This window comes from Variovorax sp. SG517 (assembly GCF_013376045.1).
Taxonomy (GTDB): domain Bacteria; phylum Pseudomonadota; class Gammaproteobacteria; order Burkholderiales; family Burkholderiaceae_C; genus Variovorax.
Genome location: NZ_JABMJG010000001.1, coordinates 522,842 through 548,539, shown reverse-complemented (window position 1 = coordinate 548,539; position 25,698 = coordinate 522,842). Strand labels below are relative to the sequence as shown.

Here is a 25,698-nt window from a genome sequence, read left to right as displayed (position 1 = left end):
CGTTCACGGCCTCGCCCCGAACAACGACGTGTAGGGCCGCAGCAGGTGCGTGTCCTTCACGCGCCGCGTGTAGCCCACACGATCGAAGAATTCCAGCAGCTGGATCGCACGCTTGCGTCCCAGCCTGGTCGCGTCCCTGAAGCTCGCGGCCTCCAGGCCCGCCGGCCGGTCGAGGCAATCGCGCGCGATCGCCGCAAGGCGCTCCACGGTCGCCAGGGGATAGTACAGGTCCTTCACCACCTGGAAGGTCTCGCCGCGCCGCGCGAGGCTCGCGAGCGTCTGCCGCACCATCGCCTCGCTCGCCGCGCAGTCCTTGGCCAGGTCGCGCACCCAGGGCGGATCGAAGCCGCCGTCGGTCAGCCTGGGCAGCAGCTTCTGCGCGAGCTTCTGCTCGGCCTCGTTGAGGCGTGCGGCATGGTCCGGCAGATGCAGCCATGTGCCGCTGCGCACCAGCGTGCCGCGCGCGACCAGCTCGTCGAGCGCATGGCGCCAGAGCGCGTCGTCGGTGCGCGGCCCGGCCAGGCGCTTGAGACGCCGTGCGTCGGGGCCGACCTCGTCCGGCGCGGTGCGATGGAAATCCGCGAGGCGCTCGGCGATCTGCTCCTCGAGCGCGCCCAGGTGCGGCCGAGCGATCGCCGTATGGCCGATGCGCACCGCGCCGTTCGGCAGCGGCAGTGCCTCTTCGTCGGCCAGCGAGAGCGCACGCGCAGCCTGCGCGGTGTCGATGCCCAGCGGCGCGTTGTGCAGCAGCGCGGCCACGCGAGCAGCGCGGTCGTCGATGGCCCAGGCCGCCAGCGTGCGCAACCGCTCGGGCGTGCGGCGATAGCGCACCGGCGCGAAGGGGTCGAGCACGCGCACGCCCGCCACCGTGCGCGTGGCCGAGGCATCGCGCAGCACGCCGCGGTCACCATGCCATGCGGCCACGGGCTCGCGCAGCACCAGCTGCGCAAGGGCGGTCTCTCCGGGCGCGAGGGCATCGCGGTCGAGCAGCGCGACCGACGCCATCACGTCGCTCGCGCCCAGGTGCGCATGCACCGTCGCGCCCGAGCGCAGCGGATTCGCTTCGTCGGGCCACAGCGTGAGCAGCACGTCGATGCGCGCCGAGGCGAGCGCAACCGAGGGCGTGCAGACCCACTCGCCGCGATGCACCTCGTCCTTGCCGACACCGGCCAGCGCGAGCGCGCAGCGCTGCCCCGCATGCGCTGACTCTGCCTGCTGGTTCTGCGCATGGATGCCGCGCACGCGCACCGTGCGGCTGCCCGGCGCGATGCGCAGCTCGTCGCCGATGCGCACCGTGCCGCTGAAGACCGTGCCGGTGACGACCGTGCCCACGCCCGAGAGGCTGAACGACCGGTCCACCGCGAGCCGGAAGGCCAGGTCGTCTTCTCGCGCGCGCTCCTGCCGCGCCACGCCGAGCAGCCGCTCGCGCAGCGCGTCGATGCCTTCGCCCGTCGTTGCAGATACCGCCAGCATCGGCGCACCGGCCAGCGGCGTGGGCGCGAGCAGGGCGGCGATGCCGGCTCGCACTTCGGCCAGCCGCGCCTCGCGCACGCCTGCATCGATGCGGTCGATCTTGGTGATGGCCACCGTCGCCTCGCGCACGCCCAGCAGCGCCACCACCGCGAAGTGCTCGCGCGTCTGCGGCATCACGCCGTCGTCCGCCGCCACCACCAGCAGCGCGTGGTCGATGCCGGTCGCGCCGGCCAGCATGGTGTGCAGCAGGCGCTCGTGGCCCGGCACGTCGACGAAGCCCAGCGACACGCCGTCGGGCGCATGCAGGTACGCATAGCCGAGCTCGATGGAAATGCCGCGCCGCTTCTCCTCGGGCAGCCGGTCGGTGTCGACGCCGGTGAGGGCGCGCACCAGCGTGGTCTTGCCGTGGTCGATGTGGCCTGCGGTGCCGATGATCATTGCAGCCGCTCGTGCAGCAGGGCAAGCTGGCCCGTGAAGGGCGCGCTGTCTTCCAGGCAGCGCAGGTCGAGCAGCAGCCGGTCTTCAGCGATGCGCCCGACCACCGGCAGCGGCAGGCCGCGTAGCGCGGTGGCAAGGGCATCGAGCGCGGTGCCGATGCCCTTCTTCGAGGTGCCGGCCGGTGCTATCGCAAGGCCTGCAGAGGGCAGGCGCTCCACCGGCAAAGAGCCCGAGCCGATCTGCCCGAGCAGCGGCACCACCTCGACGTCGAAGCGCGGCGCCACGGCCGCCTGCACCGGCTCGCGCAGCGCCTCGGCCATCTCGCGGATCGCATCGGCGGGGCGCGTGAGCAGCCGCAGCGTCGGCAGGTCCTGCGCAAGGCGCTCGGGCCGCAGGTAGAGCGACAGCGTGGCTTCGAGCGCGGCCAGCGGCAGCTTGCTCATGCGCAGCGCGCGCTTCATCGGGAACTTGCGGATGCGGCCCACGGCCTCCTTGCTGCCCACGATGAGGCCGGCCTGCGGGCCGCCCAGCAGCTTGTCGCCCGAGAAGGTGACCACGTCGCAGCCGGCCGCGAGCATCTCCTGCGGCAGCGGCTCGCGCGGCAGGCCGTAGCGCGCGAGGTCGATCAGCGAGCCACTGCCCAGGTCAGTGGCCAGCGGCACGCCGCGCGCATGCGCGATGCCGGCGAGCGTGGCCTCGTCGACGGCCGAGGTGAAGCCCTGCACCGCGTAGTTGCTGGTGTGCACCTTCATCACGAGGGCAGTGCGCTCGTTGATGGCGCGCTCGTAGTCCTGCGGATGCGTGCGGTTGGTGGTGCCGACCTCGACCATGCGCGCGCCCGCGCTGGCCATCACGTCGGGCATGCGGAAGGCGCCGCCGATCTCCACCAGCTCGCCGCGCGAGACGATCACCTCGCGCTCGCGCGCCAGCGCCGCGATGGTGAGCAGCACGGCGGCGGCGTTGTTGTTGACCACCGTGGCGGCCTCGGCGCCGGTGATGGCGCACAGAAGCTCTTCGACCAGCGAGTCGCGGTCGCCGCGGCTGCCGGTGGCGAGGTCGTACTCGAGGTTGTTGGGCGATGTCATCACCGCCAGCAGCCGCTGCAGCGCCGCGTCGGCCAGCAGCGCGCGGCCCAGGTTGGTGTGGATGACGGTGCCCGTGAGGTTCAGCACCGCCTTCATGCGCGGCGCGAGGCGCGACTGTATGCGCGCAGCGAGTGCGTCGCCCAGTGCATCAGGCTGCACCTCTGCAGCAGCGAGTTTGCCCACGACGGCTTTCGCGCGCAGGCTGTCGAGCAGCGCACGCGCCTCTTTCACCACGAGCGTGTGGCCATGCTCGGCCAGCAATGCGCCCGGCACGGCGAGGCGCAACAATTGATCGACAGAAGGCAGATCCTGGGGCCTTGCCGTCGAGCCGTGGACCACGGACTCTTCGGGCATCGCCATCAGCCGCCTCCGCCGTCGTCGGGAACTTCGGGTTCGCCGAAAAGGAGCATCAGGTTGTGGCCGCTGCGTTGATGCCCGGCTTCGGAGACGAGCAGATCGAGCGTGACGCTCGCCAGGTCGTCTGCTACGGGTTCGACCTCGGGATCTTTCTCCATCACGACCTGCTTGAGGTAGTGGCCGCAGCTGTCGCAGCACTCGGCCTTCACCGCGCCCTCGCGCGCGCCGGTGGCAGGCACTTCCACGCCGGGCTGCGGCGACAGCGATTCGAAATGGATGCCCTTGGTGCTCTCGCAATGCGTGCACTTGATGCGCACGTAGTGCCACTCTGTGCCGCACAGCGAGCAGTGCAGGTAGCGGAAGCCTGCCTCGTCGGCGCCGATGCGTGTGATGCTCGCGGTGGGCGCGCTGCCGCAGCAGGGGCATTCGTTGCCGGGATCGGTGCGGCCGTAGATGTTCTCGCCTGCGCGCTCGGCCACCTGCAGCACCAAGTGCGTCCAGTAGGCCTGCAGCCCGGCGGCGATCAGCGGCGCGGCCGCGAGGTCGAGCCCGAACATGATGCGGCGCGAGAGCCGGTCGGCCTGCGCGTCGATCCATGCGTCGTCGGCGGCCGCCACGCGGTCGAGCGTGTCGCGCGCGGAGCCTTCGGGCAGTCTTGCGCGAAATAACGCGAGCAGCCGGCGCAATTCCTTCAGCCACACCGCATCGCGCGTCCAGCCGAAGGCGGGCATCGGGGGCTTGAGCACCCTCGCGGCGGCTTCGAGCGCTTCGGCCTCGGGCAGCTCGACCGGGGCGTAGTCCTGCAGCACCTGGTGCTGCGCCTGCGCGAGGTCGGCGATGAAGATCAGGTACTCGCGCATCGGATGCGATGCCGCGAGCTGGCGCAGGCGAAGCTGGCGGTCGGAAAAGGCGAGGGAGCGCACCGGCAGGCGCAGGAACGGCATCTGCCGCCCGGCCTGCATGGCGATCTGCTCCGGCTCGAGGACGCGGGTGGTCCGGATCGGCGGTGGATTGCCGTTGGAACTGCTCATCCGGACGACTCTACAGCCATTCGCACGATTCGCGATACGCGATCGCCCGAGTCCCCGCAGGGGCCGGGCCTGTTCGCGGGATACCGCGGAGCCGACTCGGCCGGGCCGCAGGCACCGCCCCCGGAATGGGGCGGGATATGCGATGCGCGAAGCCCGGGAAGAGTTCATTCCCCCCGGGTCATCTTGCGGTGCCACAACGGATGGTTGAGTTTGGCCCAGCCTTCGGTGACCGTGCCGCGCGTCATCGCGCGCAGCGTGCCCTTGACCCAGATGGCAGCGTAGATGTGCGTGATGACCGAGAGGATCAGCACCACGGCCGAGGCCGCGTGGACCACCACCGCGATGCGCCGCAAAAGGATCGGGAAGAAGCCGACGAACCACGGGCTCCAGAACATGAAGCCCGTCACCAGCAACAGCAGCAGGCTGATGCCGAAGGCCCAGAACACCAGCTTCTGGCCGGCGTTGTACTTGCCCACTGGCGGCATGCTCGACTTGTCGCCCTTGAGCATCTTCGGCGCGTTGGCGATCCACTCGCGGTCGCCCTTGTCGAGGATGTTCTCGCGCCACATGGTGAAGAACAGGAACACGAAGCCCAGTACCATCAGCAGCCCCATGAAGGGATGCAGGATGCGCGTCCAGGGCCCGCCGCCGAAGAGCGCGCTCAGGAAGAACAGGCTCGGGTGGAAGAAGGCCAGGCCCGAGAGCGCCGCGGCGAAGAACATGATCGCGACGAACCAGTGGTTCATGCGCGTGGCGTCGCGGTAGCGGCGAAGGTAGTAGCGTGTCATCGCGTTCTTCTCCTCATGCGCGGGGCGCGGTGGGCGGCGTCGAAGAGGGCGAGGGCGAAGCCGGCGGCTCCTCGATCACCGCCACGTCGTCGGGCCTGCCGTCGCGGTCGGCGTCGGGGTGGTCGTCCTTGGGTTCGATGGGGCCGGTCTTCATGTAGTGGAAGAAGCTGCCCACCACGGCGCCGATCATGGCGACCACGGCCAGCGGCTTGGCCACGCCCTTCCACAGCGACACCAGCGGGCTGATGTGCGGGTCCTTCGGCAGGTCGGCGTAGAGCTGCGGCCGGTCGGCGTGCTGCAGCACGTACATCACGTGCGTGCCGCCCACGCCCGCCGGGTCGTACACGCCGGCGTTGGCGAAACCGCGCTCCTTCAGGTCGACGATGCGCTCCGAGGCGTACTCGTGCATGTCTTCCTTGGTGCCGAAGTGCAGCGCGCCGGTGGGGCAGGCCTTCACGCAGGCCGGCTCCAGGCCCACGCCCACGCGGTCGGAGCACAGCGAGCACTTGTAGGCCTTGTTGTCGGCCTTGCTGATGCGCGGCACGTCGAAGGGGCAGCCCGTGACGCAGTTGCCGCAGCCCACGCAATGCTCGCTGATGAAGTCGACGATGCCGTTGGCGTACTTGACGATCGCGCCCGGCGCCGGGCACGACTTCAGGCAGCCGGGGTCCTCGCAGTGCATGCAGCCGTCCTTGCGGATCAGCCATTCGAGCTTGCCGGCCTCGGGCTCGACCTCGGAGAACTTCATCACCGTCCAGGAGGCGGGCGTGAGGTCGACCGGGTTGTCGTAGGTGCCGTGCGTGGTGCCGACTTCGTCGCGCAGGTCGTTCCACTGCATGCATGCGACCTGGCAGGCCTTGCAGCCGATGCAGGCCGACACGTCGATCAGCTTCGCGACCGGCTGGATCTGCGGCCGATGCCGTATCTCGGGCGACGGCGTGGTCGTGGCCGAGCGGGCGGCGATGTCTAGGGTTTGAAGAGAGGACATCGTTCAGGCCTTCTCGATGTTCACGGTGAAGGACTTGTATTCCGGCGTCTGCGTGTTCGCATCGCCCACGAAGGGCGTTAGCGTGTTCACCAGATAGCCGGGCTTCGCGATGCCGATGAAGCCCCAGTGGTTCGGCAAGCCCACGGTATGGACCGTGCGCCCGTCCACCTGCAGACCGACGATGCGCTTGGTGACCACGGCCACGGCCTTGATGTAGCCGCGCTTGCTCGACACCTTGACCATGTCGCCGTGGCCGATGCCCTTCTCCTTCGCGAGCTCTTCGCCGATCTCGACGAACTGCTGCGGCTGGATGATGGCCGAGGTGCGCACGTTCTTGGTCCAGTAGTGGAAGTGCTCGGTGAGCCGGTAGCTGGTCGCCACGTACGGGAAGTCCTTCGGCACGCCGAGCCTCTCGAGGTCGCCCTTGAAGATGCGCGCCGCGGGGTTGGCGCGCGCCTTCTCGTTGTTCGGGTGCATCAGGTTGTTGACCAGCGGCGACTCGAACGGCTCGTAGTGCTCGGGCAGCGGTCCTTCGGCCATGCCGGTGGGCGCGAACAGGCGCGCTACGCCCTCGGCGGTCATGATGAAGGGGCGCACCGCGTCGGCTTCCGTCGGGTTCGCGTCGGGGCGGATGTCGGGAATGTCCGAACCTGCCCACTGCTTGCCGTTCCACGCGATCAGGCCGCGCCTGGCGATCCACGGCTTGCCGGTGGCGGGGTCGGTGGACGCGCCGTTGTAGAGGATGCGCCGGTTCGCCGGCCAGGCCCACGCCCAGTTCTGCACCATGCCGATGCCGTACGGGTCGGCGTTGTCGCGCCGCGCCATCTGGTTGCCGGCCTGCGTCCATGCGCCCGAGTAGATCCAGCAGCCGCTGGCGGTGCTGCCGTCGTCGCGCAGCAGGCCGAAGCCCGAGAGCTGCTCGCCGGCCTTGGCCAGCGGCGGCTTGCTCGGGTCCTTCGGGTCGGTCAGGTCGACCAGCGCGCGGCCGTTGTATTCCATCGCCAGTTCCTGCGCGGAAGGCGAGTGCGGAATCTTGTAGGGCCAGGTGAGCTTGACGATCGGGTCGGGGAAGGCGCCGCCGTCCTTTGCGTAGGCGGTGCGCAGCCGGTTGAAGATGCCGGCGACGATCTCGATGTCGCCCTTGGCCTCGCCCGGTGGCTCCGCGCCCTTCCAGTGCCACTGCAGCCAGCGGCTGGAGTTGGTGAGCGAGCCGTCCTCCTCCGCGAAGCAGGTGGAAGGCAGGCGGAACACCGTGGTCTGGATGTCGGCGGTCCTGACGTCGTTGAACTCGCCGAAGTTGCGCCAGAACTCGCTGGTCTCGGTCTGCAGCGGATCGATGGTGACCAGGAACTTGAGCTTGGAGAGCCCGTCGACGATCTTCTTCTTGTCGGGGAACGAGCCCACTGGGTTGAAGCCCTGGCAGATGTAGCCGTTGAGCTTGCCCTGGTTCATGAGCTCGAAGGCCTGCAGCACGTCGTAGAGCTTGTCGATCTTGGGCAGGTAGTGGAAGCCCCACTCGTTCTCCGCCGTGGCCGCGTCGCCCCACCACGACTTCTGCATGCTGACGAAGAACTTCGGATAGTTCTGCCAGTAGCTCATCTGGTTGGGGCGCAGGGGCTTGAGCGCGCGGGTCTTGTAGTAGTCCTCCAGCGTCTGCTCGCTGTCACGCGCCAGCGACATGTAGCCCGGCAGCGAGTTCGACAGCAGCCCCAGGTCGGTCAGGCCCTGGATGTTGCTGTGGCCGCGCAGCGCGTTCATGCCGCCGCCGGGCACGCCGATGTTGCCCAGCAGCAGCTGCACGATGGCGCCGGTGCGGATCATCTGCGAGCCCTGGCTGTGCTGCGTCCAGCCCAGCGCGTACATGATGGTCATGGTGCGCTGGGAGGTGCTGGTGCTCGCGATGTACTCGCACACCTTCAGGAACTTGTCCTTCGGCGTGCCGGTGATGCGGCTCACCATGTCGGGCGTGTAGCGCGAATAGTGCCGCTTCATCACCTGCAGCACGCAGTTCGGGTCCTGCATGCTCATGTCGACCTTGGCCATGCCCTGCTCGTCGAGCGCGTAGCCCCACGACTTGGGGTCGTAGTTGCGCTTCTCGGCGTTGTAGCCGCTGAACAGGCCGTCCTCGAACTTGTAGTCGGGGCCGACGATGAAAGTCGCGTTGGTGTAGTTGCGGACGTACTCGGTCTGGATCTTGTCGTTGGTCAGCAGGAAGTTGATGACCCCGCCCAGGAAGGCGATGTCCGACCCCGCGCGGATCGGCGCGTAGTAGTCGGCCATGGCGGCCGAGCGCGTGAAGCGCGGGTCGACCACCACCAGGCGGGCCTTGTTCTGTTTCTTGGCTTCGATGACCCACTTGAAGCCGCACGGATGCGCCTCCGCGGCGTTGCCGCCCATGATCAGCACGACATCCGCGTTCTGGATGTCCTGCCAGTGGTTGGTCATCGCGCCTCTGCCGAACGTCGGGGCCAGACTGGCCACCGTAGGTCCGTGTCAGACGCGTGCCTGGTTGTCGAACACCAGCATCCCGGTCGAGCGGAATGCCTTGTGCGTGATGTATCCGGTTTCGTTGGACGAGGCCGAGGCGCAGAGCATGCCGGAGCTGGTCCAGCGGTTCACGGTCTTGCCGTCGGCGTTGGTGGTCTGGAAGTTGGCGTCGCGGTCGGCCTTCAGCAGCTTGGCGATGCGGTCGAGCGCCTCGTCCCAGCCGATGCGCTTCCACTCCGTGGCGCCGGGTTCGCGCACCTCGGGGTACTTCAGGCGCATGGGGCTGTGCACGAAGTCGAGCAGGCCGGCGCCCTTCGGGCACAGCGTGCCTCGGTTCACGGGGTGGTCGGCATCGCCCTCGATGTGGAGGATGTCGGACACCACGTTCTTCGCCTTGTCGCCCAGGCTGTACATGATGAGCCCGCAGCCCACCGAGCAGTACGGACAGGTGTTGCGTGTCTCGGTGGTGCGCGCGAGCTTGAAGTTGCGGGCCTCGGCCAGCGCGGCGGTCGGCGAGAAGCCGAGCGCGGCGATGCTGGAGCCGACCAGCCCCGCGCTGCTGACGCGGAAGAATTGCCGGCGGTTCATGTCCATGACGGAACCTCCTGCGGCGGTGAAGTTGGGTGTTTCATCGGGGTCTCTTCTTCTTGCCTTGCGTGGGAAATCTGTGGGGGCTGTATCGACAGTACGGGGCCGGCCGTGCTACTTGGGTGCCGAGCCGTCGCCGCCGCTCGGCGCGGGCGCCGCACCACCGGATGTGCCGCCGCCGTTCGGCCCGCTCATGCCGCCGATGGCCGCACCGCCTTCGGACGGGCCTTTGTGGGCGGTGGATTCGTCGACCTTGTCGCCGGAATCGGCAGGCTTGATGCTGCTCGGGCTCGCCCCCGGGGTGCCCGAAGCACCCGCGGTCGGCGAAGTGGGCGACGTCGGCGCAGCGGCACCGGCCGAGGGTTTGGGATCGCAGGCACTCAACAGCATGCCGAGGGCCAGACACAGGCCCAGGGTTTGCAGACGCTGACATCGCAGCATTGACACTCCTTCGGGGGAAAGGACGGCCAGATAGTGGAATGTTTTTATTTCGCCCGCCGCAGCCTGCAATAAATGCCTGATCGGCGCAGTGGGGTGTTTTCTCGCATCATGCGGCAGCACCATGACTCGGGCAAGTAGGCCAAAACCGGCAATAACCCTTGAATCCGGCCGCGCGGGGCCCGCTGGGCTATCGTCGCGGCCATGAATGCCTCCCTCCGCCTGGGTTGGCGCACGCTCTGGCGCGACCTGCGCGCCGGCGAGCTGCGCCTGTTGATCGTCGCCGTGCTGCTGGCCGTGGCCGCGCTCACGGCCGTCGGCTTCTTCGCCGACCGGTTGCAGGGCGGGCTCAAGCGCGACGCGCGACAGCTGCTGGGCGGCGACGCGGTGATCGTCAGTGACAACCCCACGCCCGAGGCCTTCGTGGCGCAGGCGAAGTCGCTCGGGCTCCAGGGCACATCCACCTACGGCTTCCCGACCATGGCCCGCGCCGAGGACGCGCAGGGCGGCGCCAGCAAGCTGGTGGCGCTGAAGGCCGTGACGGCCGGCTATCCGCTGCGGGGCAGCCTGCAGACCTCCACCACCATCGATGGCGCGGGCGTCGTCACGCGCGACATCCCGCCGCCGGGCGAAACCTGGGTCGATGCCTCGCTGCTCGACTCGCTGGGCCTGAAGGTCGGCGACACGCTGCTGCTGGGCGACACCGGCCTGCGCGTGGGCCGCGTCATCACGCTGGAGCCCGATCGCGGCGCCGGCTTCATGAGCTTCTCGCCGCGCGTGATGCTCAACCAGGCCGACGTGGCCCGCACCGGGCTCGTGCAGCCGGCCAGCCGAGTCGGCTATCGCTATGCCGTGGCGGGCAACGACGCGGCGGTCAAGCGCTTCACCGACTGGGCCGACGCCACGATCAAGAAGGGCGAACTGCGCGGCGTGCGGCTCGACTCCTTCGAGAGCGGCCGGCCCGAGATGCGCCAGACGCTCGATCGCGCCGAGAAATTCCTGAGCCTGGTCGCGCTGCTCGCCGCGCTGCTGTCGGCCGTGGCGGTGGCGCTGGCCGCGCGCGGCTTCGCGGCCAGCCACCTCGACGACTGCGCGATGCTGCGCGTGCTCGGCCAGAGCCAGCGCACCATCGCCATCGCCTATGCCTTCGAATTCGCGGTGATCGGCATCGTGGCCAGCGCGCTGGGCGTGGCCATCGGCTTCGCGGTGCACTACGTGTTCGTGCTGCTGCTGGCGGGGCTGGTCGAGACCGCGCTGCCCGCGGCCACGCTGTGGCCCGTGGCCTTCGGGCTCGGCATGGGGCTCACGCTGCTCTTCGCCTTCGGCCTGCCTCCCGTGCTGCAGCTGGCGCGCGTGCCGCCGCTTCGCGTGATCCGGCGCGACGTGGGCGGGCTCAAGCCCGCGTCGCTCGCGGTGCTGGGCGTGGGCGTGGCGGGCTTCGCGGCGCTGCTGATGGCGGCGAGCAGCGACATCAAGCTGGGGCTCATTGCCGTCGGCGGCTTCGCGGGCGCGGTGGCGGTGTTCGCGCTCCTGAGCTGGCTGGCAGTGAAGGTACTGCGCCGCAGCGTCAACGAAGCGACCGCACCGCGCTGGCTGGTGCTGGCCACGCGGCAGATCTCGGCGCGGCCGGCCTACGCGGTGGTGCAGGTCAGCGCGCTCTCGGTGGGGCTGCTGGCGCTGGTGCTGCTGGTGCTGCTGCGCACCGACCTCGTCGCGAGCTGGCGCCAGGCCACGCCGCCCGACGCGCCGAACCGTTTCGTCATCAACGTCATGCCCGATCAGAGCGAGGCCTTCCAGAAGTCGCTGCGCGACGCGGGCGTGAGCAAGTTCGACTGGTACCCGATGATCCGCGGCCGGCTCGTGGCCATCAACGACAAGCCGGTATCGCCCGACGACTACACCGAAGACCGCGCCAAGCGCCTGGTGGACCGCGAGTTCAACCTCAGCAACAGCGTGGACGCGCCCGCGCACAACAGCATCACCGCCGGCAAGTGGACGCCCGGCGCGGCCGGCGAGGTGAGCGTGGAAGAGGGCCTGGCCGAGACGCTGGGCCTGAAGATGGGCGACGTGCTGCGCTTCGACATCGGCGGCATGCAGAACGACGCGCGCATCACCTCGCTGCGCAAGGTCGACTGGGGCTCGATGCACGCGAACTTCTTCGTGATGTACACGGTGGCCTCGCTGGCCGACGTGCCCACCACCTACATGGGCGCCTTCCGCGCGCCCGAAACGCGCGGCTTCGACAACGCGCTGGTGCGCAGCTACCCGAACGTGACCAACGTCGACATGAGCGCCACCATCAACCAGGTGCAGCGCGTGCTCGACCAGGTGATCCGCGCGGTCGAGTTCTTGTTCGGCTTCACGCTCGCGGCCGGCCTCGTGGTGCTGTTCGCCGCGGTGACCGCCACCCGCGAGGAACGCGCGCGCGAGTTCGCGGTGATGCGCGCGGTGGGCGCGCGTGCCAGCCTGCTGCGGCAGGTGCAGCGCGCCGAGCTCGCGGGCGTGGGCCTGCTCGCGGGCTTCCTCGCGAGCATCGTGGCCGCGCTGATCGGCTGGGGGCTCGCACGCTACGTGTTCGACTTCACCTGGACCGCTTCGCCGCTGGTGCCGGTCGCCGGTGCGCTGGCCGGCGCGGTGCTGGCGCTCGGCGCCGGGTGGTGGGGCCTGCGCGAAGTGCTGCGCCGGCCGGTGGTCGACACCTTGCGGCGCGCGGCCGAGTAATTTTTTTCTTTTCGTCGAGACGGGACGGGGCCGGGGATGCAATACATTCCCCGGCCCCGTATCCATTTCAGAAGAGAGAAATCCTCGCATGCGCCTGGCGTCATTCCAGATCACCAACTTTCGCTCGATCAACGACAGCGGCCCCATCGATTCCACGCAGATCACGGCGATCCTCGGCCGGAATGACAGCGGCAAGTCGAACCTGCTGCGCGCGCTGCACAGCCTGAACCCGGCGGAAGGCGTCGCCGAACTCAGCCCCATCAAGGACTTCCCGCGCCATCGCCGCCTGGAAGAGTGCACGGGCGAAACACCGGTCGTGTTCACGCGCTGGAGCCTCGACGAGAGCGAGCAGGCCGAGCTGGCCGCGATCCTGCCGCGCGCGGCCGGCGTGCGCCACGTCACCGCGAGCCGGGGCTATGCCGCCGCCCGCTCGGCCGGGTTCGAAGGACTCGGCGCCCTGTCGCTCGATGTGAGCGACACCAAGGCCAAGGTCCGCAAGATCGTGCCGGCCGTCAAGGCGGCGGCCGAGAAGGTCACCGACGAAGCCGCGAAGGCCGCGCTCGAGCAGGAAGCCGACGTCTTCGACGCCGCGATGATCATGAGCCCCGACTACATCAAGTGGTCGGCAGGCGCCATCAAGGCGGCCCAGGCCCTGCGCAAGGCGCTGGCCGTGGCGGGCGCCGAGCTCAGCGACAAGCAGGACCAGATGCTCGCCGAGCTGGAGGAAACCGCGCTTTCCATCGCCAACGACGCGCCCGCGCTGGAGCGCGCCCAGGAATGGGTGATCGGCAAGCTGCCGCGCTTCGTCTACGTCGACGAATACCCGGCGCTGCCCGGGCGCCAGAACATCGCCGAATACCTGGGGCGCGAGGGCTGGGGCCAGCTCACGCCCGAGCAGCAGAGCTTCGGCAGGCTGTGCAAGGTCGCGGGGCTCGACCTGCGGCAGCTGCAGGCCCTGCTCGAGAAGAACGACCAGGCCACGCGCAACCAGCTCGTCAACCGCGCCGGCTCGGTGGTGACGGCCGAGATCCGCCGCCTCTGGAAGGACCGCGCGCTGAAGGTGCGCTTCAACCTCGACGGCCAGTACCTCGACACGCTGGTGTCCGACCCGAACGCCGCCTACGAGGTCGAGGTGAACCTGGAGGAGCGCAGCCGCGGCTTCCAGTGGTTCTTCTCGTTCTACGTCGCCTTCTTCGCCGACACCCAGGGCGGCCAGGCCGAAGACGCCGTGCTGCTGCTCGACGAACCCGGCCTGCACCTGCACCCCCATTCGCAGGCCGACCTGCTGGCCCACCTCGAAAAGGACTTCGCCGGCAACCAGGTCATCTACACCACGCATTCGCCGTTCATGGTGCCCACGCACCGCCTCGACGCCGTGCGTACCGCGAGCCTGAGCGAGACGGCGGGCACCACGGTGAGCAATGCCGCGGAGGGCGACGAGCGCACGCTGTTCCCGCTGAAGGCCGCGCTGGCGCTGAGCCGGATGGCGAGCGAGCCGGTGAAGCAGGAGGCTGCGAAGCCGGTGGCGGCGATACAGGAACCGGTGAAGCCCGCGCCCGTCAAGGCTGTGAAATCGGCAAAGTCCGCCGAGACGCCCAAGCCGGAGCCTGTGAAGCCAGAACTCGCGAAGCCCGTGGTCGTGGAAAGTGCCAAACCGGTGGAAGCGGTACCTGTCGCAGTGGCCGCGCCCGCGCCCGCGATGCCCGAGGCGGCGAAGGCTGCCGCTCCCGCGAAGACCGATGCAGCCAAGCCCGAAGCGGTAGAGCCCGTCGTTACGGCTGCGATGCCCGAATCGGGAAAGCCGCTGATCGCCGAGAGCACCAAGCCAGTCGAGCCTGTCGCGGCGGCGCCGGTCGCCGTGGCTGCCATGCCCGCGGAGACTCCCGTGACGCAAAGCGTCGAGGAGCCGGTTGCCGCCATCGGTCAGCAAGCAGAGCAGCCGGCAGAAGTCGCCTGACGGGCGGGCCTTTCAACTCATGCGGCGCCGACCATGAGCCGCGTGCGCAGGTCCTTCCTCGGTTCATGGCGCCATCGCTTCCTCCCTGAACATGTGCTCCCCCGCAAAGTCCACGAACGCCCGCACCTTCGGCGACAGCTGCCGGCTCGACGGCCATAGCGCCGTGAATTGGCCCTGGCGCACGAGGTGCGTGGCCAGGACGCGCTGCAGTTCGCCGCGGCACAGCGAGTCGCGCGCGAGGAAGTCGGGCATGTAGGCCACGCCGAGGCCGGCGACCGCTGCGCCGAGCATGGCTTCCATGTTGTTGCACAGCAGGCCGGGCGGCAGCTGCGCGGGCAGGCCGGGCAGGACCCAGTCCTCGATCTTTCCGCCGGTGGCGAACTTGTAGCGCAGGCAGGTGTGCCGCGCGAGGTCGGCCGGGGTCTGCGGCACGCCGTGGCGCTCGAGGTAGGCCGGCGAGGCGACGAGCACGAAGTGGAACGGGCCGAGCCGGCGCGCCACCAGTTGCGAGTCGACCAGCTCGCCGCTGCGGATCGCCACGTCGACGCCCTCGGCGATCACGTCGACAAGCCGGTCGTTGAAGTCGAGGTCGAGCTCGATCTCGGGGTAGCGCTCCCTGAAGGCCGGCAGCATCGGCAGCAGGAATCGGTAGCCGATGGTCGGCAGGCTCACGCGCAGCCGGCCGCGCGGCGCGGCGATGGCGTCCTGCATCATGGCCCGCGCGTCGTCCAGCTCGTCGAGGATGCGGCGGCAGCGCTCATGGAAGAGGGCGCCTTCCTGCGTGAGCCGCATGTGCCGCGTGGTGCGGTTGAAGAGGCGCACGCCTAGCTGCTCTTCGAGCCGCGCGACGTTCTTGCCCACGGCCGAGGCCGAGATGCCCAGGAGCCGGCCGGCCTTGGCAAAGCTCGACAGGTCGGCCGCCCGCACGAAGGATTCGAGTCCGCTGAAGCTGTCCATGGATTGGCAACCTTTGGCTGGGAGTGTGTGGAGCAATGGGGCGATTCTCAGCGCATTGATTCCTTTCTATCTTCGTGCCTTCCTTTTCACCTTCCGCGAAAGCACGTTTCTGATGTCCGCCTCTTCCTCCAGAAACTGGCTCCTGGCCGCGGTCTGCCTCGCGGCGCTGGGCATGCCGCTGAGCTTCACCGGCCCGGCGGTGGTGCTGCCCGCCGTGCGCGACGCGCTGGGCGGCAGCCCGGTGCAGCTCAACTGGGTGACCAACGCCTTCATGCTGAGCTTCGGCGCCACGCTGATGGCGGCCGGCGCGCTGGCCGATGCGTACGGGCGCAAGCGCGTCTTCCTGCTGGGGCTCGCGGTGGTGGCGTTCAGCGGTTCGCTGCTGACGCTGGCGCCAGGCATCCTGGCCTTCGACCTGGCGCGCGCGCTGCAGGGGCTGGGTTCGGCGGCGGCCTTCGCGGCTGGCACGGCCGCGCTGGCCCAGGTGTTCGACGGCGCGGCGCGCACGCGGGCCTTCAGCCTGATCGGCACCTCGTTCGGCGTGGGGCTGTCCTGCGGCGCCATCGTCTCGGGCTGGCTCGCGGAGCGCTTCGGCTGGCAGGCCGTGATGCTGAGCCCGGGCGCGGTGAGCCTCGCGGCGCTGTGCATCGCTTCGCTGGCGATGCGCGAGTCGCGCAACTCGCAGGCGATGGGGCTCGACGTGCCGGGCACGCTGAGCTTCACCGCCGCGCTGAGCCTGCTGACGCTGGGCGTGCTGCAGGCGCCCGACAGCGGCTGGGGCAGCCCGTGGGTGCTTGGTGCGCTCATGGGCGCGGCGGCGATGGGCGCAGTCTTCGTCGCCATCGAAAGGCGGGTGGCGCATCCGATGCTCGACCTGTCGCTGTTCCGCTTCCCGCGCTTCGTGGGCGTGCAACTGCTGGCGGCTGCGCCAGCCTACGGCTTCGTCGTGCTGCTGGTGCTGCTGCCGATCCGCTTCATCGGGCTCGAAGGGCGCAGTGCCATCGAGGCGGGCGCCTTCATGTTCGCGCTCTCGGGGCCGATCCTCGTGGTGCCGACGCTGGCGGCGTCGCTGGCGCACCGGTTCTCGGCCGGCGCGATCTCGGCCGTGGGGCTGCTGGTGTGCGCGGCGGGCCTTTTCTGGCTCAGCCGCTGCGCGCCGGGCACGCCGCTTGCCGGGATGGCGTGGCCGCTGCTGCTGATCGGCGCGGGCATCGGGCTGCCCTGGGGCCTGATGGACGGGCTGGCCGTGAGCGTGGTGCCGCGCGAGCGCGCGGGCATGGCGTCGGGCATCTTCAACACAGTGCGGGTGGCGGGTGAGGGCATCGCGCTGGCGCTCGTCGGAGCGGGCCTGACTGCGCTGGTGACGGCGCATCTGGGGCAAGTCGCCGGCGCATCGCAGGCGGCGCAGCGCGTGACCACCGGCAACCTCTCGCAGGCGCTGGCCTTGCTGCCCGGCATGGACCGCGCGGGGCTGCTGCATGCCTATGGCGCGGCGTTCGGCACGCTGCTGTGCGTGCTGGCGGGGGTGACGGTGCTGACGGCGTTCGTCGTGTTCTCCTTCCTGCGCGGCCAGACGCATGCCGAGGCCGGCGCGGTGGCGCTGGAGTCGACGGCCTGCTGATTCAGGATGCCTCGGCGGCCTCGAAGATGTCGCGCAGCCACTGCGTGAACACGCGCACGCGCGACGACAGCTGCCGGTTCTGCGCATAGAGCACCGAGACGGGCATCGGCGGCGGCGCGAACTCCGCCAGCAGAACCTTCAGCCGCCCGTCCGCCAGTTCACTGGCCACGCGGTAGCGCGGCACCTGCACCAGCCCCAGTCCCGCGACGGCCGAGCCGGTGTAGAGGTCAGCACCGGTCACCGAGACGATGCCGCCGAGCTGCACGCTCGTCACCCGCCCGTCGACCGTGAATTCGAGCGGCAGGGCCTTGCCCGTGGCGCTGGAGACGTAGTGGATGGCGCGGTGCGAGGCCAGCTCATCCGGGCTGCGGGGCTCGCCGTGCGCCGCCAGGTAGGCGGGGCTCGCGACCGTGACCTGCGGCAGCAGCGCCACGCGCCGCCCGACCATCGACGAGTCCTGCAGCGTGCCCGCGCGCAGCACGCAATCGACGCCCTCGCGCACCAGGTCGACGAGGCGGTCGTCCTCGCCGATGTGCAGCTCCAGCTCCGGATGGTGCGCCAGGAAGCCAGGCAGCGCCGGCACCACGAAATGCCGCGCCAGCGTGCCCTGCAGGTTCACGCGCAGCAGGCCCTTGGGCGCCGCGTCGCGGAACAGGCCCTCGGCTTCCTCCACGTCGGCTAGCAGCCGCACGCAGCGGCGGTAGTAGGCCTCGCCGTCCTGCGTGAGGCGCACGGTGCGGGTGGTGCGCTCCAGCAGCCGGGTGCCGAGGCGCTGCTCCACGCGCTTGATCAGGTTGGTGACGGTCGCGCGGGGAATCTGCAGGTCTTCGGAGGCCTGCGTGAAGCTCTGGCGCTCGGCGATGCGCACGAAGGCCTGCATTTCCTGGAAGCGGTCCATGGGCGATTCACCGGTTTATTGTTGAAATAAATGGAATGGTAATGGCGATATGGCGCTGATTATCTTTTGAGTGGAACGATCGAAGATTCGCCTCACCAACGAACTTCCACCAAAGGACACCCGCCATGACCCCCTCTTCCAACCCCAAGGTCGCCATCGTCACCGGCGCATCGCGCGGCATCGGTGCCGCCGTCGCCCAGCGCCTCGCCCGTGACGGCTTCGCCGTCGCCGTCAACTACGCGTCGAGCCCTGCCCAGGCCGAGGCCCTCGTCGCCGAGCTGAAGGCCGCCGGCGGCAAGGCCGTCGCCATCAAGGCCGACGTGGCCAGCGCCGACGAAGTGCGCGCGATGTTCGACGCCGTCGAGGCGCAGCTCGGCAAGGTCGACGTGCTGGTCAACAACGCCGGCGTGCTCAATACCCTGCCGCTGGCCGAGCACAGCGACGCGCACTACGACCAGACCTTCGACATCAACGTGCGAGGCACCTTCAACACGCTGCGCGAAGCCGCCGCACGGCTCAACGAGGGCGGGCGCATCGTCAACTTCTCCAGCACCACGCTCGCGCTGAACATGCCCGGCTACGCGATCTACAACGCCACCAAGGCGGCGGTCGAGGCCTTCACGCACGTTTTCGCCAAGGAGCTGCGCGGCCGCAGCATCACGGTGAACGCCGTGGCGCCGGGCCCGATCGCCACCTCGCTGTTCCTCGACGGCAAGACCGAGGAGCAGGTCCAGGCCTTCGCAAAGATGCCGCCGCTGCAGCGCCTGGGCCAGCCCGAGGACATCGCATCGGTGGTGTCCTTCCTCGCCGGGCCCGACGCGGGCTGGGTCAATGGCCAGATCCTGCGTGCCAATGGCGGCCTGGCTTGAGTCCATCGGACACGAAGCGCATCGGCATGGCCGACCTGCTGGAGGCGAAGGTGCGTCGCTAAGCAAGGCGTCACAAAGAGCGAGGCGGTCTTCCTGTCCAATAGCGGCATGGAAAACCCGTCCCACGACCTCATTGCCGAACGCGTGACCGAGCTCGAGATCAAGGCTAGCTACGCCGAAGACCTGCTCGACCAGCTGAACATGACGATCTACCGCCAACAGCAGCAAATCGACCGGCTGATCCTGCAGGTCACGCAGCTGAAGGAACAGATGCAGAGCACAGGCCCGGATGGCGCGCCGCGCAACCCGCGCGACGAGCTCCCACCGCACTATTAGTAGAGGCTCTTTCGCGGAGCACCGCGGAACCGGCTTTGCCGGGCCGCCGGTGCTGCCCCCGGCGAGGGGGTTGGCGAAGCGACACGAAGTGCGCGAAGCCTGGGGGAGTTACCCATGCGCATGCCAGAGCACGGCGAAGAAGTGGCAGGTGCTGCCGGCGAGCACGAAGAGGTGCCACACGGAGTGGGCAAAGCGCACCTTGTTGTCAAACAGGAACACCACCGCACCGGCCGTATAGAACAGCCCGCCGGCCACCAGCCAGCCAAGGCCCGCTGCCGACATGCGCTCGTACAGCGGCACGGCGGCCATCAGCGCCATCCAGCCCATCGCCACGTACAGGCCAGTGGACCACAGCGGATGCTTCAGCCGGTTGAACAGCTTGGCGCCCACGCCCAGCGCCGCGGCCGCGCAGATGGCGCCGAACAGCGTCCAGCCCAGCGGGCCGCGCAGCACGCCGAACAGGAAGGGCATGTAGCTGCCCGCGATGAAGAGGTAGATGGCCGCGTGGTCCAGCCGGTTGAACCAGGCCTTGGCGCGGCCGATGGGCAGCGCGTGGTAGAGCGTGGAGATCAGGTACAGCACGATGGCCGTGCCCGCGAACAGGCTGGCGCCGACCACGGCCGCGGCCTGGCCCTTCTGTGCGGCGCTGTAGACCAGGATCGGCAGCGAGGCAATCGCCAGCGCAAGGCCCAGGCCGTGGCTCAGGGCGTTGAAGAGCTCCTCCATCGCCGTCTGGTCGCGCGCGGCGAGGACGGCGGTTTTGCTGCGTTGCGGGGATGAGGGAGAGGGCGGTGAAAAGGTCATCGTCTGTCCGTTCGCAATGAAGTGTGTCGGGTTGGAAGCCGAGAGGGCTTGCCTACTTGACCTGCTGCTTGCCCAGCTTGCGTGCCAGCGTCCGCCGGTGCATGCCGAGCCTGCGCGCGGTCTCGGAGATGTTGAAGCCGGTCTCGGCCAGCGTCTCGTGGATGCGCTCCCATTCGAGCGTCTTGATCGAGGTGGAGCGGTTGGTCAGCTCCACCTCGGTGGTGCCGGTGGCGCGGCCGAAGGCGGCCTCGATGTCGTCGGTGTTCGAGGGCTTGGCCAGGTAGTGGCAGGCGCCGAGCTTGATGGCTTCCACCGCGGTGGCGATGCTCGCGAAGCCCGTGAGCACCACGATCAGCATCTTCGGGTTGTGCCGGTGCAGCATCTGCACGCAGGCCAGGCCCGAGGCCTCGCCGTTGAGCTTGAGGTCGACCACCGCGTAGCCGGGCGTGCCGCCAGCCAGCAGGGCTTCCACTTCCGCGAGATTGCTCGCGTGCGCCACCGCATAGCCACGGCGCTCGAACGAGCGGCCGAGCGCGCGCGCGAAGGCGCCGTCGTCCTCGACGATCAGCAACTGGCGCTGCGCTTCAGCTTCTGTTTCGCTCATTGCCTTCCATTCCGATGGTCCTGCCGGCGGCCGCGAGGGCTTCTTCGTCGTCCGCGTCGTCGTCCACTTCCGTCTCTTCTTCCTCGAGCACGATGGCCGCGAGCGGCAGCGTGATCTTCACGACGGCGCCGCCCTCGGGTCGGTTGGCCGCCACGACGCGTCCACCCACGGTGCGCGCCACGTTCACCACCAGGAACAGCCCCAGCCCGCCGCCCGCGCGGCCCTTGCTCGACTGGTAGGGCTTGCCGAACTCCTTGAGGATGGCCGGCAGGAAGCCGGGGCCTGCGTCGGTGACGGTGATCGTCAGCGCGTCGGCGTCGTGCGCCGCCTCGAGGCGCAGCCAGTGCGGCGACGCCTCCAGCGCATTGTCGAGCACGTTGCAGATCATCTGCTTGAGGGCCGAGTCGGAAACCATGGGCAGGTCGCGGCCGAAGCGGTTGTCGTACTCGAAGTCTTCCACGGGGCGGGTGGTGCGCCACTCCTCGACGAGGTCGTCGAGGAAGGTGCTGACGGTGGTTTCCTCCGAAGACTCGCCACGCGCCTCGCCGGCCGACAGCAGGATGCCGCTCACGATGCTCTTGCAGCGCTGGATCTGCAGTTCCATCTCGGCCACCTCGGTGAGCAGCTCGGGGTCGGAGCTGAAATGCGGCAGTCGGCGCCAGTCGCCGAGGATCACCGCGAGCGTGGCAAGCGGCGTGCCCAGCTCGTGCGCTGCGCCCGAAGCCAGCAGGCCCATGCGCACGATGTGCTCTTCTTCCGAGGCGCGCTGCCGCAGGTCGGCCAGCCGCGCGTCGCGCGCGCGCAGGTTGCGGCTGATGCGGGTGATGAAGATCACGAGCAGCGCCGCATTGAGCGCGAAGCACACCAGCATGCCCTGGATGTAGGGGCTCCACAGGCCGCGGTCGTGGTCCAGCGGCAGCGCGAGCGGGCGCGAGAACAGCGCGAGTCCGGCGAAGCAGATGCTGGTGATGACCACCATGGTCCAGGTCGACCAGGCCTTCAGCAGCACCGCGCCCAGCGTCACCTGCAGCAGGAAGAGAAACACGAAGGGGTTGGTCGCGCCGCCGCTCAGGTAGAGCTGCGCGGTGAGGGTGGCCACGTCGACCAGCAGCGCGACGAACAGCTCGCCGTTGGTCACGCGCCGGTGGCTGCGCGAGCGCAGCAGGCTCACCATGTTGAAGAGGGCGAGGCAGGCCAGCACCTGCAGCATGTGGTCCAGCGGCAGCCGGATCTCGAAGCCGTAGTGCACCACCAGGATGGTGGCGACCTGTCCGACCACCGCGAACCAGCGCAGCTGTATCAGCTGCTGCATGTTCTGGTGGCCGATGGCGTTGTCGAGGCTCGCGACGCCGGCGCGGGGAGGCTGCAGCTCGCCCGCGACTGCGGCGGACTCAGCCGTCGCGGCGGGCATCTTGGTCGGCGGGGCGGGCGTCGGCATGGGCCGCATTTTCGCTGCGCCGCACGAACCAGGCCGCGATCAGCACCATCAGGGCCAGGCCATACCAGGTCAGGGCGTAGACGAGGTGGCTGTTGGGAAAGGAAATGACCGTCAGGCCGGCTGCGGGCCAGGCGGGGGTGTCGGCGGCTGACGAAGGGGCTTGCGCGGCCTCGGCATCGACGAAGTAGGGCGCCACATCGCTCAGGCCGCGCGCGGCGGCGATGGCCTGCACGTCGCGCGAGAACCAGCGGTCGCCGGCCGGATCGTTCTTGCGCAGGAAGCCGCCCTTGGGCTCGGTCAGGCGCAGCAGGCCTGCCACGGTGGTCTCGCCCTGCGGTTCGGTCGCAGTGCGCGCCTCGCGTTTCTGCGCTTCAGGAGGCACGAATCCCCGGTTGACGAGCACGACGCTGCCGTCGGCGCTGCTGCGCAGCGGGGTCAGCACCCAGAAGCCGGCGCCGAGCTTCGTGCTGGCCTGCACCAGCGTCTCTTTGTCGTGGAGGAAGGTGCCGGCAAGGCGGACATGCCGGTATTCGTCGTTGGCCGCGTTGACCGTGGGCCATTCGGTCCGCCCGGGGGCCGCGGTGGCCGGGGCGTGCACGCGCTGGTCGACGCGTGCGATGAGATCCAGCTTCCAGGCCCTGCGCTCGACCTGCCAGGTGCCGAGCGCGACGAAGCCGGCGAAGGCGAGGACGGCGCAGACCGCCAGCGCCACCCGTGCGGCGGTGGAGCGCCGGCGGACGGCCTGCTGCGCCATCAGGGCATGTTCTTCATGTCGTGCACCGAGTGCGGCATCATGTTGGTGTTCATGTGGTACATGACCCACAGCGAACCGGCCAGCGTGATGACCACGAGCACGAGCGTGAAGATCAGCGCCAGCATGTTCCAGCCGCCTTCGGACTTGGCGTCCATGTGCAGGAAGTACACCATGTGCACCACGATCTGCACCACGGCGAAGGCCAGGATGACGAGCGCGGTGGTGCTCGGCTTGTCGAAGACCTTGCCCATCACCAGCCAGAACGGAATGGCGGTGAGGATCACGGCCAGCACGAAGCCGGTCATGTAGCCCTTGAAGGTGCTGTGGCTCACCGGGCCGTCATCGTGCCCGTGGTCGTCGTGGCCATGGCCATGTGCGCCGTGGCCGGCGGTTTCGGTGTGCGCGCTCATTGCAGCGATCCCATCAGATACACGAAGGTGAAAACGCCGATCCAGACCACGTCCAGAAAGTGCCAGAACATCGACAGGCACATCAGGCGGCGGCGGTTGGCGGCGGTGAAGCCGTGCTTGGGCAGCTGGATCATCAGCACGATGAGCCAGACGATGCCGAAGGTCACGTGCAGGCCGTGGGTGCCCACCAGCGCGAAGAACGACGACAGGAAGGCGCTGCGCTGCGGGCCCGCGCCTTCGTGGATCAGGTGCGCGAACTCGTAGAGCTCCAGGCCGATGAAGCCCGCGCCCAGCAGGCCGGTGATGGCCAGCCAGACCAGCATGCCACGCATGCGGCGCTTCTGCATCTCGAGCACGGCGAAGCCATAGGTGATGGACGACAGCAGCAGCAGCGAGGTGTTGATCGCCACCAGCGGCAGGTCGAACAGGTCGGCGCCCGAGGGGCCGGCCGCATAGCTGCGACCCAGCACGCCGTACACCGCGAACAGGCAGGCGAAGATGAGGCAGTCGCTCATCAGGTAGAGCCAGAACCCCAGCAGCGTGCCGTTCTCGGGGTGGTGGTCTTCGTTGCGGACGTTGAACACCTCGAAGGTGGGCACGCTCGCGGCGTTGCCCACGGTGTTCGTGTGGCTGGAATTGAGGACGGTACTGTTAGACATTGGCAGCCAGCAGGCGCGTGCGCGCTTCTTCGGTACGGACGACTTCTTCCGTGGGGATGTAGTAGTCGCGCTTGTAGTTGAAGGTGTGGATGATCACGGCGGCGAGCATGGCGACGAAGCCGATGCCGGCCAGCAGCCACATCTGCCAGATCAGGGCGAAGCCGCACACCGCGCTCAGCGCCGCGATGATGAAGCCGGCGGCCGTGTTCTTGGGCATGTGGATCGGGCTGAAGCCTTCCAGCGGACGCTGGTAGCCGCGGGCCTTCATGTCGGACCAGGCGTCGTTGTCATGCACGCGCGGCGTGAACGCGAAGTTGTAGGCCGGCGGCGGCGACGAGGTCGCCCATTCCAGCGTACGGCCGTTCCACGGGTCGCCGGTGGTGTCGCGCAGCTGGTCGCGGCGGATGAAGCTCACCACCAGCTGGATCAGGAACGAGGCGATGCCCAGCGCGATCAGCACGGCGCCGAAGGCGGCGATCTGGAACCAGATCTGCAGCGACATGTCCTGGAAGTGGTTCATGCGGCGGGTGACGCCCATCAGGCCCAGGATGTACAGCGGCATGAAGGCGAACCAGAAGCCGACGATCCAGAACCAGAACGAGCACTTGCCCCAGAACGGGTCGAGCTTGTAGCCGAAGGCCTTCGGGAACCAGTAGGTGATGCCCGCCAGCATGCCGAACAGCACGCCGCCGATGATCACGTTGTGGAAGTGGGCGATCAGGAACAGGCTGTTGTGCAGCACGAAGTCGGCCGGGGGAACGGCCAGCAGCACGCCGGTCATGCCGCCGATCACGAAGGTGATCATGAAGCCGATGGTCCACATCATGGGCAGCTCGAAGCGGATGCGGCCGCGGTACATGGTGAACAGCCAGTTGAAGATCTTCGCCCCTGTCGGGATCGAGATGATCATCGTCGTGATGCCGAAGAACGAGTTCACGCTGGCGCCGGAGCCCATGGTGAAGAAGTGGTGCAGCCAGACGAGGTACGACAGGATGGTGATCACGACCGTGGCGTACACCATCGAGGCGTAGCCGAAGAGGCGCTTGCCGGAGAAGGTGGAGACCACTTCGGAGAAGATGCCGAAGGCCGGCAGGATCAGGATGTACACCTCGGGGTGGCCCCAGATCCAGATCAGGTTCACGTACATCATGGCGTTGCCGCCGAGGTCGTTCGTGAAGAAGTTGGTGCCTGCGTAGCGGTCGAGCGACAGCAGGGCCAGCACGGCGGTCAGCACCGGGAAGGCGGCGACGATCAGCACGTTGGTGCACAGGGCGGTCCAGGTGAAGACGGGCATCTTCATCATGGTCATGCCGGGCGCGCGCATCTTCACGATGGTGGCCAGCAGGTTCACGCCGGACAGCAGCGTGCCCACCCCCGCTATCTGCAACGACCATATGTAGTAGTCGACCCCCACGTCGGGGCTGAAGAGGATGCCCGACAGCGGCGGATAGGCCAGCCAGCCGGTCTTGGCGAATTCGCCGACGAACAGCGACGCCATCACCAGGCCGGCGCCGAAGGTGGTCATCCAGAAGCTGAAGTTGTTCAGGAACGGGAAGGCCACGTCGCGCGCGCCGATCTGCAGCGGCACCACGAAGTTCATGAGGCCCGTGACCAGCGGCATCGCCACGAAGAAGATCATGATCACGCCGTGGGCGGTGAAGATCTGGTCGTAGTGGTGCGGCGGCAGGAAGCCCGCGTTGTCGCCGAAGGCGATGGCCTGCTGGGCGCGCATCATGAGCGCGTCGGCGAAGCCGCGAAGCAGCATCACCAAGCCCAGGATGATGTACATGATGCCGATCTTCTTGTGGTCGATGCTGGTGATCCAGTCGCGCCACAGCATGCCCCACAGCTTGAAGTAGGTCAGTGCACCCAGCACGGCCAGGCCGCCCAGGATCACGCCGGCGAAGGTCACGAGCAGGATCGGCTCGTGTAGGGGAATCGCCTCCCAGGAGAGGCGGCCGAAGACGAGCTTCGTCAGGTCTAGGTTCTGCAACATC

21 protein-coding genes are annotated in these 25,698 nt (G+C 68.7%); 5 read left to right on the top strand and 16 right to left on the bottom strand.

All coding sequences use genetic code 11. The annotated features are described in order from the left end of the window. Nucleotides 1–3 precede the first annotated feature (3 nt). The 7 genes from selB to FHT32_RS02380 all read right to left on the bottom strand — a co-directional run bounded on the left by selB (nucleotide 4) and on the right by FHT32_RS02380 (nucleotide 9,799). Nucleotides 4–1,911 (bottom strand): selenocysteine-specific translation elongation factor, encoded by a 1,908-nt coding sequence (selB, locus tag FHT32_RS02410; RefSeq protein ID WP_176663045.1) that lies wholly within the window; start codon nucleotides 1,909–1,911, stop codon nucleotides 4–6. Next, a complete protein-coding gene (selA, locus tag FHT32_RS02405) occupies nucleotides 1,908–3,356 on the bottom strand; it encodes an L-seryl-tRNA(Sec) selenium transferase (protein ID WP_176663044.1) in 1,449 nt (482 codons plus the stop codon). Before selA ends, selB begins: the two co-directional genes overlap by 4 nt. Further along, nucleotides 3,356–4,384, bottom strand: coding sequence for a formate dehydrogenase accessory protein FdhE (gene fdhE / locus FHT32_RS02400; protein WP_176663043.1), 1,029 nt, complete (start codon nucleotides 4,382–4,384; stop codon nucleotides 3,356–3,358). Before fdhE ends, selA begins: the two co-directional genes overlap by 1 nt. 164 nt (nucleotides 4,385–4,548) lie before the next feature. Continuing rightward, nucleotides 4,549–5,172 carry a formate dehydrogenase subunit gamma gene (locus tag FHT32_RS02395; RefSeq protein ID WP_176663042.1) on the bottom strand — a complete coding sequence of 208 codons (624 nt, stop codon included), beginning with the start codon at nucleotides 5,170–5,172 and terminating at the stop codon, nucleotides 4,549–4,551. A 13-nt stretch (nucleotides 5,173–5,185) separates the two neighbouring features. After that, nucleotides 5,186–6,160, bottom strand: a complete 975-nt coding sequence (gene fdxH, locus FHT32_RS02390; protein ID WP_176663041.1) for a formate dehydrogenase subunit beta — start codon at nucleotides 6,158–6,160, stop codon at nucleotides 5,186–5,188. 3 nt (nucleotides 6,161–6,163) lie between these two features. Next, nucleotides 6,164–9,241, bottom strand: coding sequence for a formate dehydrogenase-N subunit alpha (fdnG, locus tag FHT32_RS02385; protein ID WP_176663040.1), 3,078 nt, complete (start codon nucleotides 9,239–9,241; stop codon nucleotides 6,164–6,166). Between the two features lie 108 nt (nucleotides 9,242–9,349). Next, nucleotides 9,350–9,799, bottom strand: a complete 450-nt coding sequence (locus FHT32_RS02380) for a hypothetical protein (RefSeq protein WP_256098847.1) — start codon at nucleotides 9,797–9,799, stop codon at nucleotides 9,350–9,352. Between the two features lie 78 nt (nucleotides 9,800–9,877). Here FHT32_RS02380 and FHT32_RS02375 point away from each other — a divergent pair, with 78 nt between their 5' ends. Continuing rightward, nucleotides 9,878–12,394 carry an ABC transporter permease gene (locus tag FHT32_RS02375; RefSeq protein WP_176663039.1) on the top strand — a complete coding sequence of 839 codons (2,517 nt, stop codon included), beginning with the start codon at nucleotides 9,878–9,880 and terminating at the stop codon, nucleotides 12,392–12,394. Between the two features lie 88 nt (nucleotides 12,395–12,482). Continuing rightward, nucleotides 12,483–14,351, top strand: a complete 1,869-nt coding sequence (locus FHT32_RS35290) for an AAA family ATPase (RefSeq protein WP_305144329.1) — start codon at nucleotides 12,483–12,485, stop codon at nucleotides 14,349–14,351. Between the two features lie 63 nt (nucleotides 14,352–14,414). Here the strand turns inward: FHT32_RS35290 and FHT32_RS02365 are convergent, their stop codons facing one another. Then, the gene (locus FHT32_RS02365; RefSeq protein WP_176663038.1) at nucleotides 14,415–15,308 is read right to left on the bottom strand and encodes a LysR family transcriptional regulator; all 894 of its coding nucleotides are present in this window, start codon (nucleotides 15,306–15,308) and stop codon (nucleotides 14,415–14,417) included. Nucleotides 15,309–15,420: 112 nt separating this feature from the next. Here FHT32_RS02365 and FHT32_RS02360 point away from each other — a divergent pair, with 112 nt between their 5' ends. Then, nucleotides 15,421–16,929 (top strand): MFS transporter, encoded by a 1,509-nt coding sequence (locus tag FHT32_RS02360; protein WP_176663037.1) that lies wholly within the window; start codon nucleotides 15,421–15,423, stop codon nucleotides 16,927–16,929. A 1-nt stretch (nucleotide 16,930) separates the two neighbouring features. Here the strand turns inward: FHT32_RS02360 and FHT32_RS02355 are convergent, their stop codons facing one another. Beyond that, nucleotides 16,931–17,827, bottom strand: a complete 897-nt coding sequence (locus FHT32_RS02355) for a LysR family transcriptional regulator (protein WP_176663036.1) — start codon at nucleotides 17,825–17,827, stop codon at nucleotides 16,931–16,933. Between the two features lie 125 nt (nucleotides 17,828–17,952). Here FHT32_RS02355 and FHT32_RS02350 point away from each other — a divergent pair, with 125 nt between their 5' ends. Further along, nucleotides 17,953–18,696: an SDR family oxidoreductase gene (locus FHT32_RS02350; RefSeq protein ID WP_176663035.1), complete on the top strand. Its 744-nt coding sequence runs from the start codon at nucleotides 17,953–17,955 to the stop codon at nucleotides 18,694–18,696. A 108-nt stretch (nucleotides 18,697–18,804) separates the two neighbouring features. Beyond that, nucleotides 18,805–19,032 (top strand): SlyX family protein, encoded by a 228-nt coding sequence (locus FHT32_RS02345; protein ID WP_176663034.1) that lies wholly within the window; start codon nucleotides 18,805–18,807, stop codon nucleotides 19,030–19,032. 108 nt (nucleotides 19,033–19,140) lie between these two features. Here the strand turns inward: FHT32_RS02345 and FHT32_RS02340 are convergent, their stop codons facing one another. The 7 genes from FHT32_RS02340 to cyoB are packed head-to-tail and all read right to left on the bottom strand — an operon-like array spanning nucleotide 19,141 to nucleotide 25,697. Next, nucleotides 19,141–19,836, bottom strand: a complete 696-nt coding sequence (locus tag FHT32_RS02340) for a hemolysin III family protein (RefSeq protein ID WP_256098846.1) — start codon at nucleotides 19,834–19,836, stop codon at nucleotides 19,141–19,143. Nucleotides 19,837–19,888: 52 nt separating this feature from the next. Next, a complete protein-coding gene (locus FHT32_RS02335; protein WP_176663033.1) occupies nucleotides 19,889–20,440 on the bottom strand; it encodes a response regulator transcription factor in 552 nt (183 codons plus the stop codon). Then, on the bottom strand, nucleotides 20,421–21,878 hold the full coding sequence (locus FHT32_RS02330; protein WP_256098845.1) for an ATP-binding protein: 1,458 nt from the start codon (nucleotides 21,876–21,878) through the stop codon (nucleotides 20,421–20,423). Before FHT32_RS02330 ends, FHT32_RS02335 begins: the two co-directional genes overlap by 20 nt. Next, nucleotides 21,832–22,632, bottom strand: coding sequence for an SURF1 family protein (locus FHT32_RS02325; protein WP_176663032.1), 801 nt, complete (start codon nucleotides 22,630–22,632; stop codon nucleotides 21,832–21,834). The genes FHT32_RS02330 and FHT32_RS02325 overlap by 47 nt, the downstream gene beginning before the upstream one ends. Continuing rightward, nucleotides 22,632–23,042, bottom strand: coding sequence for a cytochrome o ubiquinol oxidase subunit IV (gene cyoD, locus FHT32_RS02320; protein ID WP_176663031.1), 411 nt, complete (start codon nucleotides 23,040–23,042; stop codon nucleotides 22,632–22,634). Before cyoD ends, FHT32_RS02325 begins: the two co-directional genes overlap by 1 nt. Then, entirely contained in the window at nucleotides 23,039–23,701 is a 663-nt protein-coding gene (cyoC, locus tag FHT32_RS02315; protein ID WP_176663030.1) for a cytochrome o ubiquinol oxidase subunit III, read from the bottom strand. Before cyoC ends, cyoD begins: the two co-directional genes overlap by 4 nt. Continuing rightward, nucleotides 23,694–25,697 (bottom strand): cytochrome o ubiquinol oxidase subunit I, encoded by a 2,004-nt coding sequence (gene cyoB, locus FHT32_RS02310; RefSeq protein WP_176663029.1) that lies wholly within the window; start codon nucleotides 25,695–25,697, stop codon nucleotides 23,694–23,696. The genes cyoC and cyoB overlap by 8 nt, the downstream gene beginning before the upstream one ends. Nucleotide 25,698 lies beyond the last annotated feature (1 nt).